Source organism: Nocardioides ganghwensis (genome assembly GCF_014779655.1).
Classification (GTDB): domain Bacteria; phylum Actinomycetota; class Actinomycetes; order Propionibacteriales; family Nocardioidaceae; genus Nocardioides; species Nocardioides ganghwensis.
The window spans coordinates 12449-25738 of record NZ_JACXYX010000002.1 but is presented as its reverse complement, the minus strand read 5'-3'; the positions used below and the strand labels follow the sequence as shown (position 1 = coordinate 25738).

At 70.1% G+C, this 13290-nt stretch carries 8 protein-coding genes; 3 read left to right on the top strand and 5 right to left on the bottom strand.

What is annotated here, in order from left to right:
- Positions 1-88: 88 nt before the first annotated feature.
- On the bottom strand, positions 89-1003 hold the full coding sequence (locus tag IEZ24_RS02345; protein WP_129453265.1) for an NUDIX domain-containing protein: 915 nt from the start codon (positions 1001-1003) through the stop codon (positions 89-91).
- Between the two features lie 31 nt (positions 1004-1034).
- On the opposite strand from IEZ24_RS02345, the gene IEZ24_RS02340 reads away from it, so the two are divergent.
- Positions 1035-2081, top strand: coding sequence for an acyltransferase family protein (locus IEZ24_RS02340; RefSeq protein ID WP_129453264.1), 1047 nt, complete (start codon positions 1035-1037; stop codon positions 2079-2081).
- Here IEZ24_RS02340 and IEZ24_RS02335 read toward each other — a convergent pair.
- Together IEZ24_RS02335 and IEZ24_RS02330 are read right to left on the bottom strand one after the other, a co-directional pair.
- A complete protein-coding gene (locus IEZ24_RS02335) occupies positions 2056-2868 on the bottom strand; it encodes a lysophospholipid acyltransferase family protein (RefSeq protein ID WP_165355948.1) in 813 nt (270 codons plus the stop codon). The two genes, IEZ24_RS02340 and IEZ24_RS02335, sit on opposite strands and share 26 nt — an antisense overlap.
- A gap of 58 nt (positions 2869-2926) precedes the next feature.
- Positions 2927-4162, bottom strand: coding sequence for a geranylgeranyl reductase family protein (locus tag IEZ24_RS02330; RefSeq protein WP_129453262.1), 1236 nt, complete (start codon positions 4160-4162; stop codon positions 2927-2929).
- An 83-nt stretch (positions 4163-4245) separates the two neighbouring features.
- Here IEZ24_RS02330 and IEZ24_RS02325 point away from each other — a divergent pair, with 83 nt between their 5' ends.
- On the top strand, positions 4246-4833 hold the full coding sequence (locus IEZ24_RS02325) for a TlpA family protein disulfide reductase (RefSeq protein ID WP_129453261.1): 588 nt from the start codon (positions 4246-4248) through the stop codon (positions 4831-4833).
- A 2-nt stretch (positions 4834-4835) separates the two neighbouring features.
- Positions 4836-5603 carry a cytochrome c biogenesis CcdA family protein gene (locus IEZ24_RS02320; protein ID WP_242498353.1) on the top strand — a complete coding sequence of 256 codons (768 nt, stop codon included), beginning with the start codon at positions 4836-4838 and terminating at the stop codon, positions 5601-5603.
- Positions 5604-5765: 162 nt separating this feature from the next.
- Here the strand turns inward: IEZ24_RS02320 and IEZ24_RS02315 are convergent, their stop codons facing one another.
- Both IEZ24_RS02315 and rpoB read right to left on the bottom strand, forming a co-directional pair.
- Positions 5766-9611: a DNA-directed RNA polymerase subunit beta' gene (locus tag IEZ24_RS02315; protein ID WP_129453260.1), complete on the bottom strand. Its 3846-nt coding sequence runs from the start codon at positions 9609-9611 to the stop codon at positions 5766-5768.
- 89 nt (positions 9612-9700) lie between these two features.
- The gene (gene rpoB, locus IEZ24_RS02310) at positions 9701-13282 is read right to left on the bottom strand and encodes a DNA-directed RNA polymerase subunit beta (RefSeq protein WP_129453259.1); all 3582 of its coding nucleotides are present in this window, start codon (positions 13280-13282) and stop codon (positions 9701-9703) included.
- Positions 13283-13290 lie beyond the last annotated feature (8 nt).

Sequence of the window (13290 nt, the reverse complement as noted above, 5' to 3'; positions counted from 1 at the left end):
TGAGGATGAGGGCCCCCAGCGCGACCGGGATCACGAGTCGGCGGTGGCGGGGGTTCATTCCTCCATCCTAGTGACCGGCGCGGCCCACTCATTCCTCGGCGGCGACGTCCTCGCGGTCGAGGACCCAGCGGACCAGCTCCAGCACGTCGACCTCACCGGAGCCGATGTCGGCCGCCAACACCCAGGCGACGGCGTCCGTGGTGCCGTCCTGCTCGAGCACGCGCGGCTCCCCGTCGGCGACGGTGGCGCGGAAGACCAGGTGGACGCCGTGGTAGTCCTCGATGCGCCCCGACGGGGCCGTCCCGGCGAAGTGGGTGTCGTGCACCCCGACCAGCTCGCCGACGCGGCACGGGAGCCCGCACTCCTCCTCGACCTCGCGGGCCAGCGCGAGCGACGGGTGCTCGCCGTGGTCGACACCCCCGCCCGGGAGGGTCCACCTGCCCGGGTGCGCGGCGCGCGGCGACAGGCGGGTCAGCAGCAGCTCCTCCTGCCCACCGCGACGGCGGGTCACGAGGGCGTACGCCGCGACGCGCTGCAGGCGGAACGGTTGGTGGTCGACGAGGGCCTCGGTCACGACGGACGCCACCGGCACCGCCCCGGACGCGACGTCGTCGAGCGGGCGCCACGCGGCCTCGATGGTCGAGCCGTCGACCTCGACCACCCGCGGCGCCGGCGAGTCCGGGGAGACCCAGCCCTCGTAGACGAGGCGGATCGCGTGGGCGTCGACGAGCTGGCCGTCACGCGGGGACCGGGGCATGTGCGCGCTGTAGACGCGGGCCCGGTCGCCGACGGTCGCGGCGAGGCCGGTCTCCTCGTGGACCTCCCGGATCAGCGCGTCGCGCGGGTCCTCCCCGTGGTCGACGCCGCCGCCCGGCAGCGTCCAGAGCTCGGCGCGCGAGACCCGCGGCGCGAGCCTGCTCAGCAGGATCTCGACACGGCCCTCGCGCTCGCGCAGGATGACGGCGTACGCCGCCACGCGCTGTCGCCTCGGCAGGGATCCCATGCGCCCAACCTAGTGAAGTAGCGTGAGCGCCGTGGCTCCCCCGTCCCGTGACCCGTGGCTCGACAACGTCAAGATGGTCCTGGTCACCCTCGTCGTGGTCGGGCACGCCATCGGCCTGGTCGAGGACACCGCCGGCAGCCACTGGGTCTACGACTTCATCTACCTGTGGCACATCCCGGCGTTCGTCTTCATCAGCGGCTACCTCTCGAAGTCCTTCGAGTGGGACCGCCGCCGGATGAAGAGCCTGGTCTACACCCTCGCGATCCCCTACCTGCTCTTCGAGCCGGCACTGTTCTACTACCGCCGCGAGGTCGTCGACGAAGGGGTGACCGGTCCGCTGTGGTTCGAGCCGCACTGGACCATGTGGTACCTCATCGTGCTGCTCATGTGGCGCCTGGTCACCCCGATCCTCAAGCGGCACTGGCTCTTCCTGCCGCTGTCGGTGATCGTCAGCCTGGTCGGGGGGATCTGGGACACCGAGGCCCTGATGATCCCCCGCTTCCTCGGCCTGCTGCCGTTCTTCGTGCTCGGCCTGCACCTCAAGCCGCGCCACCTCGCGCACCTCGACGACGTGTGGGTGAAGGTCGCGGCGGTGCCGATGCTCGTCGGCATCGGGGTCATGGCGCTCTACACCGACACGTGGGCGGAGTCGGCGCTGCTGTGGTACGACACCGGCTACTCCGAGATCCCGATCGACAACGAGTTCGTCTTCCAGACCCGGCTGACGGTGATGATGGTCGGACTGATCGGCGCCTTCGCGGCGATGTCGCTGGTGCCGCGGCGCAGCTTGGGCTGGTTCACCACGATGGGCACCGCGACGATGGTGGTCTACCTCTTCCATGGCTTCGTCATCAAGACGTTCAAGGCGCTCGGCTGGCCCGGCTTCACCGCCTCCTACCCCGTCACCGGCCTGGTCCTCACCATGCTGGGGGCAGTGGGCCTGACGCTGCTGCTCGCCTCCCCGCCCGTACGCCGGGTGCTGGAGCCGTTCACCAACCCGCTCGGCTGGCTCGAGGCGCGGCGCGACGCGCGACGGCCCCGGGACGACTCCGCTAGCTCGGCCCCCACGTCGGCCTGACCGCCGACCGGGGCACGACGTCGTAGGGGTCCGCCTCGGTCCGGGTGGGTGCGTGCCCGCCGAGGTGCGCGGGGTGCCACGGCGCGTGCTCGCCGGGCGTGGGCACGTGGTGCGGCAGCTGCTGCAGCTCCTCGAGCTGCGAGGTGAGCACCGCCCCCAGCCGGCGGGTCCACGCGGTGAGGTCCTCGCCCGGGGCGACCGTCATCGGCTCCCCGAACGACACGTCGATCCGCCGCCCGCGGGTCAGGTCGGGCCGTGGCTTCCTGCCCCGCTCGTCGGGCAGCCCGACCGACCAGACCCGCTGGGAACCCCAGATCGCGACCGGGACCACCGGGGCGCCGGTCTCGCGGGCCAGGCCGGCCACGCCGGGCATCAGGGACCGCACGGTGTAGGACCAGCTGATCCCGGCCTCGGGGAACGCGCAGACCGCCTCGCCCTCGCGCAGCAGCCGCCGCGCCGCGACGTACGCCCCTGCCGGTGCCTGCCGGTCGACGGGGACGTGCCGCATCCGCGTCATCGCCTGCGCCACGCCGGGCACGTTCCAGACGTCGTGGCGGGTCATGAACCGCAGGAAGCGACCCGACGACCGGACGGCTCCCTGCACGAACAGGAAGTCGGGGTAGGACACGTGCGTGGCCGCGAGCACCACCGGCCCGGTCCGGGGGACGTGCTCGGCGCCGGTCCCCGTGACGGTCAGGTCGAGGGCCCGCAGGCCGACCCGCCCGATCCGCAGGGCAGCCCGGTAGGTCCGCTCCGCGCGCACCGTGCTGTCCGAGGTCCTGTCCACGGTCCTGCTTCGACGCCGCACGAGCGGCGGATGGCCGTCGCTCACGCGCGCGGTCGCATCAGGAGAACGGTGGGCGCGCGTCGCGGGCCATCGACCGGCGCCCGGCCCAGCGCCACACGCGAGCGGCCCGGTCGCGGTCGGCGTCGTCGACGAGGTTGCCCATCCAGCGCAGGGCGAGGGTCATCAGCCAGTCGGACCGCATGCCGGCCGGGCCGAGGGCGGCCACGACCCGGGGCTGGGTGGCGATCCCGGCGAGACGGCGGGCGATGGAGAAGGACTCGCCGTAGTGCTGGACGAGGGTGGCCCGCCAGGCCTCACCGAGCCCGGTGCCGCCGGCGATGTGCTCGGCGACGAACCGGCCGGTCTCGAGGCCGTAGTCGATGCCCTCGCCGTTGAGCGGGTTCACGCACGCCGCGGCGTCGCCGATCAGCGCCCAGTTGGGACCGGCCACGTTGCTCACGGCCCCACCCATCGGCAGCAGCGCCGACGTCGGCATCCTCAGCTCGCCCGACAGCCCGAAGTCCGGCCCGATCGTGTCGGCGTAGGTCTGCATGAGCGGCTTGATCGCGACCTCGGCGGGCCGCCTGCTGGTCGCCAGCGTGCCGGCACCGAGGTTCACGGTGCCGTCGCCGAGCGGGAAGATCCAGCCGTAGCCCGGCACCAGCTCGCCCTGCTCGTCGCGCAGCTCGAGGTGCGAGCTGATCCACGGGTCGTCCGAGGCGGTGGAGTCGACGTAGGAGCGCCCGGCCACGGCGTACACGGTGTCGCGGTGCCACTCGCGCCCCAGCAGCTTGCCCAGCGGGGAACGCACGCCGTCGGCGACCACCAGCCACTGGCAGGCGATCTCGTAGGTGCCGTCCCCGCCCCGGAACTCCACGGCGGCGACCCGCTCGCCCTCGCGGCGTACGCCGACCGCACGGGCGCCGTCGATCGCGCGGGCGCCGCTCTTGATCGCCACCGTGCGCAGGTGGTCGTCGAGCTCGGTGCGCGCGACGGCCGATCCCCAGTCGGGGAGCGACCCGCCCGGCCACGGCAGCAGCAGCGTCTGGTCGAACCCGTGGGCGCGGAGGCCCTGGTTGACGGTGTGGGCGCGCAGCCAGTCCTCGAGGCCGAGCTTCTGCATCTCCCCGATCGCGCGGGGCGTGAGCCCGTCCCCGCAGGTCTTGTCGCGCGGGAACGTCGCCGCGTCGGCGAGCACGACGTCGAGGCCGGCGCGAGCGGCCCAGGCCGCGGCGGCTGAGCCCGCCGGGCCGGCGCCGACGACCAGCACGTCGGTCGAGGTGGGGATCTGCACGGGCAAATTCTAGGTGGGCGCCGTAAGCGTCCCGTAATCCCGGGACCGCTCGCGCGCGTGCACGGCGCTGGCATGCTGGATCCATGAGACGCCTCGCGCAAGCCATCGTGGCGCCGCTCGCCATCCTTCTCGCTGCCTGCGGCGGCGAGGCGACCACCTCCGCCGACGCGCCCGCCTCGTCCAGCTCCCCCGAGTCCCCCGTCGACTCCCCCGGTGAGTCCCCCAGCGACTCCGGGGCCGCCGACGACTCGGAGCAACCCGACGCGACGGTCCCCGAGCTGCTCGACTTCACCTCCACGACCGTCGCGGGCGAGGAGTTCGACGGCGCCTCCCTCGCCGGCAGCCCGGCGGTGCTGTGGTTCTGGGCGCCGTGGTGCCCGACCTGCCGCGGCCAGGTGCCGCAGGTCGAGGAGCTCGCCCGCACCTACGGCGACGAGGTCGCCGTCGTGGGCATCGGCTCGCTCGACAGCGCCGAGGCGATCGCCGGATTCGCGGGCGACGTCGAGGGGATCACCCACCTCGAGGACGTCGACGGCGTGCTGTGGCGGCGCTTCGGGGTCACCGAGCAGTCCTCCTTCGTGGTCCTCGACGCCGACGGCGAGGTCGCGTTCGAGGCCGGCTACGGCGGCGAGGACGACCTCGCGGCCCAGGTCGAGGCCGTGCTCGGCTGATCGTGGGCGACACCCTGACCCTCGCCGTGGCGGCGGGGATGCTGGCGGCGGTGAACCCGTGCGGGTTCGCGCTGCTCCCGGCCTACCTCTCGGTGCTCGTGCTCGGCGACGACGCCCCGGGGCCGGCGCGGTCGGTCGGTCGCGCCCTGTGGCTCACCGCGTGGATGACGGTTGGCTTCGTGGCCGTCTTCGGGGTCTTCGGCCTGGTCGTCTCGCCGGTCGCGGCAGAGGCGCAGCAGTACCTGCCGTGGTTCACCACCGCGTTCGGCGCCCTGGTCGCCGTGGCGGGCCTGTGGCTGCTGGCGGGTCGGGACCTGCCCCGCCTGCAGGTGGCACGCGGAGGCGGCAGGCCGGTCACGCGGCGGGTGCCGGCCATGGTCGGGTTCGGCATGTCGTACGCCGCGGCGAGCCTCACCTGCTCGATCGCGCCGTTCCTCGCGATCGTGGTGACGAGCTTCCGCTCGGGCTCGACCGCGGAGGGCGTCGGGCTCTTCGTCGCGTACAGCGTGGGCATGGGCCTGCTGGTCGGCGTCGCGGCCGTGGCTGTCGCGCTGGCCCGCCGCGGGCTGGTGACCGGGCTGCGACGCTCCGGCAGGTGGATCCCGCGCGCCTCGGGGCTGCTGCTGGTGCTCGTGGGTGCCTACGTCGCCTGGTACGGCGCCTGGGAGCTGCGGGTCCTCGGTGGCGCCGACCCCGCCGACCCGGTCATCGAGCTGGCGGCCCGGGTCCAGCGCACCCTGGCCGGGTGGGTCCGGGCGCTCGCGCCGTAGCCCGCCTGAACGACGAGGCCCCGGCCCCCGTGTCAGGGGGCCGGGGCCTCGGCTGGCCTTGCTAGGACCTCGAACCGGTTTCGAGACGCGTCACACGTCCGGACTGCGTCCGTCCGTGTCGACGCTCCTCAACCTGGTTCCTTGCACCAGGACTTCGCAGGCTCAGTTCTGGTAGGAACCGAAGTCGAAGTCGTCGAGCGCGACGGCCTGCGACGACGGACCGAAGTCGTAGTCGTAGGAGTCGTAGCCCGTGACCGAGTAGGCCGCGGCGCGCGCCTCCTCGGTGGGCTCCACCCGGATGTTGCGGTAGCGCTCGAGGCCGGTGCCGGCCGGGATGAGCTTTCCGATGATCACGTTCTCCTTCAGGCCGCGGAGGCTGTCGGAGCGGCCGTTGATCGCGGCGTCGGTGAGCACCCGGGTGGTCTCCTGGAAGGAGGCCGCCGAGAGCCACGACTCGGTCGCGAGCGAGGCCTTGGTGATGCCCATGAGGACCGGACGGCCCGAGGCCGGCTTGCCGCCCTCGGAGACCACGCGACGGTTCTCCTCCTCGAACCGCACCCGGTCGACCAGGTCGGACGGGAGCAGGTTGGTGTCACCTGACTCGATGACCGTCACGCGGCGCAGCATCTGCCGCACGATGATCTCGATGTGCTTGTCGTGGATCGCCACGCCCTGCGAGCGGTAGACCTCCTGGACCTCGTCCACGAGGTGCTCCTGGGCCTTGCGGACACCGAGGATGCGCAGCACGTCCTGCGGGTCGGGCGTACCGGACGTGATGTGGTGACCCACGTCGATGTGGTCGCCGTCCTCGACGTTGAGGCGCGAGCGCTTCGACACCGGGATCTCCTGGACCTCGGACCCGTCGTCGGGGGTGACCACGACGACGCGGGCCTTGTCGGTCTCCTCGATCTTCACGCGACCGGCGGACTCCGAGATCGGCGTACGACCCTTGGGCGAGCGGGCCTCGAAGAGCTCGACCACGCGGGGCAGACCCTGCGTGATGTCGTCGGCGGAGGCCACACCACCGGTGTGGAAGGTACGCATGGTCAGCTGCGTGCCGGGCTCACCGATGGACTGGGCGGCGATGATGCCGACCGCCTCACCGATGTCGACCAGCTTGCCGGTGGCCAGCGAGCGGCCGTAGCACTTGGCGCAGGTGCCGGTGCGGGCGTCACAGGTCAGGACCGAGCGGACCTTGACCTCGGTGATGCCGGCGGCCACGAGCTCGCCGATCTTGACGTCGCCGAGGTCCTCACCGGCGGCGGCGAGCACCTCGCCCGTCTCCGGGTGGGTGATCTCGACGGCGGAGGCCCGGGCGTACGCCGAGGTCTCCACGTGCTCGTCGTCGATCCGCTTGGGCAGGCCGCGCTCGGTGCCGCAGTCGTCCTCACGGATGATGACGTCCTGCGACACGTCCACCAGACGACGGGTCAGGTAACCCGAGTCGGCGGTGCGCAGCGCGGTGTCGGCGAGACCCTTGCGGGCACCGTGGGTGGCGATGAAGTACTCGAGGACGGTGAGGCCCTCGCGGAAGTTGGCCTTGATCGGGCGCGGGATGATCTCGCCCTTCGGGTTGGCCACCAGTCCACGCATGGCCGCGACCTGCCGGATCTGGTTCATGTTTCCGGAGGCACCCGAGTCGACCATCATGTAGATCGGGTTGGCCCGGTCGAAGTTCGACTCCATGGCCCGACCGACCTCGGCCGCAGCCTGGGTCCACAGCTCGATGAGCTCCTGACGACGCTCGTCGTCGGTCATCACACCGCGCTCGTAGTTCTTCTGGACCTTCTCCGCCTGCGCCTCGTAGCGGCCCAGGATCTCGGCCTTGCTGTCGGGCGTGGTGACGTCGTCGATCGAGACGGTCACACCCGAGCGCGTGGCCCAGTGGAAGCCGGCGTCCTTGAGGGCGTCGAGCGAGGCAGCGACCTGCACCTTGGTGTAGCGCTCGGCGAGGTCGTTGACGATCGCGCCGAGGCGCTTCTTGCCGACCTCCTCGTTGACGAACGGGTAGTCCGCCGGGAGGGTGTCGTTGAAGTAGACCCGACCCAGGGTCGTCTCGAGCAGGATCGCGGTCCGCTCCTCCCAGTCGGCACCGAGCTCGAGGTCGAGCGGCGGGACGACGTCGGTGAGGCGGATGCGGACCTTGCTCTGCAGCGTGATCTCGCGGCGGTCGAAGGCCATGATCGCCTCGGCCGGGCTGGAGAAGACGCGACCCTCGCCGGGCTCGCCCTCTCGGTCGGTGGTCAGCCAGAACAGGCCGATGATCATGTCCTGCGAGGGCATGGTCACCGGACGGCCGTCCGACGGCTTGAGGATGTTGTTGGTCGACAGCATCAGGATGCGGGCCTCGGCCTGCGCCTCCGCGGACAGCGGGAGGTGGACGGCCATCTGGTCACCGTCGAAGTCGGCGTTGAACGCGCCGCACACGAGCGGGTGGATCTGGATGGCCTTGCCCTCGATCAGCTGCGGCTCGAAGGCCTGGATGCCGAGGCGGTGCAGGGTGGGCGCACGGTTGAGCAGCACGGGGTGCTCGGTGATGACCTCTTCGAGGACGTCCCACACGACCGGACGCGCGCGCTCGACCATCCGCTTGGCGGACTTGATGTTCTGCGCGTGCGACAGGTCGACGAGGCGCTTCATCACGAACGGCTTGAACAGCTCGAGCGCCATCTGCTTGGGCAGGCCGCACTGGTGGAGCTTGAGCTGCGGACCCGACACGATGACCGAACGGCCGGAGTAGTCGACGCGCTTGCCGAGCAGGTTCTGGCGGAAGCGACCCTGCTTGCCCTTGAGCATGTCGGACAGCGACTTGAGCGGGCGGTTGCCCGGACCGGTCACCGGACGTCCGCGACGACCGTTGTCGAAGAGGCTGTCGACGGCCTCCTGCAGCATCCGCTTCTCGTTGTTGACGATGATCTCGGGCGCGCCGAGGTCGAGCAGCCGCTTGAGGCGGTTGTTGCGGTTGATGACGCGGCGGTAGAGGTCGTTGAGGTCGGAGGTGGCGAAGCGGCCACCGTCGAGCTGGACCATCGGACGCAGGTCCGGCGGGATCACCGGGACGGCGTCGAGCACCATGCCGATGGGCTGGTTGCCGGTCTTGCGGAAGGCGTCGACGACCTTGAGGCGCTTGAGGGCGCGGACCTTGCGCTGGCCCTTGCCGTTGGCGATGGTGTCGCGCAGCGACTCCACCTCGGCCTCGATGTCGAAGTCCTGCAGGCGCTTCTGGATCGCCGTGGCGCCCATGTGGCCCTCGAAGTACTTGCCGAACCAGGTCTTCATCTCGCGGTAGAGCAGCTCGTCGCCGAGCAGGTCCTGGACCTTGAGGTTCTTGAAGGTGTCCCAGACCTCCTCGAGCCGCGCGATCTCACGGTTGGCGCGGTCACGGAGCTGGTTCATCTCGCGGTCGGCACCGTCGCGGACCTTGCGCTTGGCGTCGGCCTTGGCACCCTCGGCCTCGAGGGTGGCGAGGTCCTCCTCGAGCTTCTTGGCGCGGTCCTCCACGGAGGTGTCGCGGCGCTTCTCGAGGCGCTCGCGCTCCAGGCCGACCTTGTTCTCGAGGGAGTCCATGTCGCGGTGACGCGCGTCCTCGTCGACCGAGGTGATCATGTAGGCCGCGAAGTAGATGACCTTCTCGAGGTCCTTCGGAGCCAGGTCGAGCAGGTAGCCCAGGCGCGACGGGACGCCCTTGAAGTACCAGATGTGCGTCACGGGAGCGGCGAGCTCGATGTGGCCCATCCGCTCGCGGCGGACCTTGGAGCGGGTGACCTCGACGCCACAGCGCTCGCAGATGATGCCCTTGAAGCGCACGCGCTTGTACTTGCCGCAGTAGCACTCCCAGTCCCGGGTGGGACCGAAGATCTTCTCGCAGAAGAGGCCGTCACGCTCGGGCTTGAGCGTGCGGTAGTTGATGGTCTCCGGCTTCTTGACCTCGCCGTGGCTCCACGTGCGGATCTCGTCCGCGGTGGCCAGGCCGATCTGAAGCTGGTCGAAGAAGTTAACGTCGAGCACGATGGCTGCTGTCCTTCGTTAGTACGTGGAAAGAGTTGAGCTGGGACTGAGGGCGGTACGCCGGCCGAGCGGCCGGCGTACCGACTGACTCAGACTTCTTCGACGGAGCTGGGCTCGCGGCGGGACAGGTCGATGCCGAGCTCCTCGGCCGCCCGGAAGACGTCTTCCTCGGCGTCCTTCATCTCGATGGTGGAGCCGTCCTGCGACAGCACCTCCACGTTGAGGCAGAGCGACTGCATCTCCTTGACGAGCACCTTGAACGACTCGGGGATGCCGGAGTCGGGGATGTTCTCGCCCTTCACGATGGCCTCGTAGACCTTCACGCGGCCCGGCACGTCGTCGGACTTGATCGTGAGCAGCTCCTGGAGGGCGTACGCGGCGCCGTAGGCCTCCATCGCCCAGACCTCCATCTCGCCGAACCGCTGGCCGCCGAACTGGGCCTTACCGCCCAGGGGCTGCTGCGTGATCATCGAGTAGGGGCCGGTCGAGCGAGCGTGGATCTTGTCGTCGACGAGGTGGTGCAGCTTGAGGATGTACATGTAGCCGACGGCCACCGGCTCCGGGAACGGCTCACCCGAACGGCCGTCGAAGAGGTTGGCCTTGCCGTCCTCCTTGACCATCCGGTCGCCGTCGCGGTTGGGCAGCGTGGAGCCGAGCAGGCCCGTGATCTCGTCCTCGCGGGCACCGTCGAACACCGGGGTCGCGACCTTGGTGTCGGGGTCGGCCTTGTCGGCGCCGATGGAGATGAGGCGCTTCTTCCAGTCGGACTCGCCCTTCTCACCGGAGAGGTTGAGGTCCCAGCCCTGCTTGGCGAGCCAGCCGAGGTGCAGCTCGAGGATCTGGCCGATGTTCATACGACGCGGCACACCCAGCGGGTTGAGCACGACGTCGACCGGCGTGCCGTCCTCCATGAACGGCATGTCCTCGACGGGCAGGATCTTGGCGATGACGCCCTTGTTGCCGTGGCGTCCGGCGAGCTTGTCGCCGACCGAGATCTTGCGCTTCTGCGCGACGTAGACGCGGACCAGCTCGTTGACGCCGGGGGGCAGGTCGTCGCCGTCCTCGCGGTTGAAGACGCGCACGCCGATGACCGTGCCGGACTCACCGTGCGGCACCTTCATCGAGGTGTCGCGCACCTCGCGCGCCTTCTCACCGAAGATCGCGCGGAGCAGGCGCTCCTCGGGGGTGAGCTCGGTCTCGCCCTTGGGCGTCACCTTGCCGACGAGGATGTCACCGGTGGTGACCTCGGCGCCGATGCGGATGATGCCGCGCTCGTCGAGGTCGGCCAGGCCCTCCTCGGAGACGTTGGGGATGTCCCGCGTGATCTCCTCGGGGCCGAGCTTGGTGTCGCGGGCGTCGACCTCGTGCTCCTCGATGTGGATCGAGGTGAGGACGTCCTCCTGCACCAGGCGCTGGCTGAGGATGATCGCGTCCTCGTAGTTGTGGCCCTGCCACGGCATGAAGGCGACGAGCAGGTTGGTGCCCAGCGCCATCTCGGCGTCGTCGGTGCAGGGACCGTCGGCGATCGGCGTGCCGACCTCGAGGCGGTCACCGGCCTTGACCAGCGGACGCTGGTTGATGCAGGTGCCCTGGTTGGAGCGACGGAACTTGGCCAGGCGGTAGGTCTGGTAGGTGCCGTCGTCGTTCATCGTCTCGATGGCGTCGGCGGACACCTCCTTGACCACACCGGCGTTGTCGGCGACGACCACGTCACCGGCGTCGACGGCGGCGCGGTACTCCATGCCGGTGCCGACCAGCGGGCTGTCGCTGGTGATCAGCGGCACGGCCTGGCGCTGCATGTTGGCGCCCATGAGCGCGCGGTTGGCGTCGTCGTGCTCGAGGAACGGGATCAGGGCCGTCGCGACCGACACCATCTGGCGCGGCGAGACGTCCATGTAGTCGACCTCGGCGGCGAGGATCGCGTCGACCTCGCCGTCCTTCTGGCGGACCAGGACGCGCTCCTCGACGAAGCGCATGGTGTCGTCGAGCGGCGCGTTGGCCTGCGCGATGACGTAGCGGTCCTCGTCGTCGGCGGTGAGGTAGTCGATCTGGTCGGTGACGACACCGTCGACGACCTTGCGGTAGGGCGTCTCGACGAACCCGAACGGGTTGATCCGCCCGTAGGAGGCCAGCGAGCCGATCAGGCCGATGTTGGGGCCTTCAGGGGTCTCGATGGGGCACATGCGGCCGTAGTGCGACGGGTGGACGTCACGGACCTCCATGCCGGCGCGGTCGCGGGACAGACCACCGGGGCCGAGGGCCGAGAGGCGACGCTTGTGCGTCAGGCCGGCGATCGGGTTGGTCTGGTCCATGAACTGCGAGAGCTGCGAGGTGCCGAAGAACTCCTTCAGCGCCGCGACCACGGGACGGATGTTGATCAGGGACTGCGGCGTGATGGCCTCGACGTCCTGGGTCGTCATCCGCTCGCGGACCACGCGCTCCATGCGGGCCAGGCCCGTGCGGAGCTGGTTCTGGATGAGCTCGCCGACCGTGCGCATGCGGCGGTTGCCGAAGTGGTCGATGTCGTCGGCCTGGACCTTGACGGGCGAGCCGTCGGGGCCCTCGACGACGTTGCCGGCAGCGTCGACCAGGTCGGGGGACTCGCCCTGGACACCCGCGGCGTGCAGCTGCACGACGTAGCGGATGGCGGCCACGACGTCGTCGATGGTCAGCGTCTGCTGGTCGAACGCCTCGTGGAGGCCGAGCTTCTTGTTGATCTTGTAGCGGCCGACCTTCGCCAGGTCGTAGCGCTTGGGGTTGAAGTAGTAGTTGTTGAGCAGCGTCTGCGCGGCCTCGGCCGTCGGCGGCTCGCCCGGGCGCAGCTTGCGGTAGATGTCGAGCAGCGCGAGGCGGGTGACCTCGTCGTTGACCTGCTCGGCGGTCGGGGCCTCGCCCCGCGCCTTCTTCTGCAGCTCCTCGTAGACGACCTCGTAGCGGACGCTGTCCTTCTCGAGGGTCAGCATCATGGACTCGTACTGGCCGAACTCCTCGCGGATCTGCTCGGTGGTCCAGCCGAGGGCCTTGAGCAGGACGGTGACGTTCTGCTTGCGCTTGCGGTCGAGGCGTACGCCGACCAGGTCGCGCTTGTCGATCTCGAACTCCAGCCAGGCACCGCGGCTCGGGATGAGCTTGGCGGTGAAGATGTCCTTGTCGGAGGTCTTGTCCGGGGTCGACTCGAAGTAGACGCCGGGCGAACGGACGAGCTGCGACACGACGACGCGCTCGGTGCCGTTGATGATGAAGGTGCCCTTCTTGGTCATCATGGGGAAGTCGCCCATGAAGACCGTCTGGCCCTTGATCTCACCGGTCTCGTGGTTCATGAACTCGGCCGAGACGTAGAGCGGGCGGGAGTAGGTGAAGTCCTTCTCCTTGCACTCCTCCTCGGTGTACTTCTCGTCCAGGAAGACGGGGTTGTCGAAGGAGAGCATCATCGTCTCGGAGAAGTCCTCGATCGGGGAGATCTCCTCGAAGATCTCCTGCAGACCGGTCTTCTCGGAGACGTCCTCACCGGCGGCCCGACGGGCTGCCACCTCCTCCTCCCAGCGCTCTCCGCCGACCAGCCAGTCGAAGCTGCTCGTCTGGAGCGAGATGAGGGGGGGAACCTCGAGAGGTTCGGTGATCTTTGCGAAAGAGGTGCGACGGTGGTTACCAGCGGAGCTGCGCGCGGCCAAGAGGTGTC

What these genes read in the sequence shown, in the direction of transcription:
- IEZ24_RS02345 (WP_129453265.1), bottom strand. Translation starts at nt 1,003, where the DNA reads ATGGGATCCCTGCCGAGGCGACAGCGCGTGGCGGCGTACGCCGTCATC.
- IEZ24_RS02325 (WP_129453261.1), top strand. Translation starts at nt 4,246, where the DNA reads ATGAGACGCCTCGCGCAAGCCATCGTGGCGCCGCTCGCCATCCTTCTC.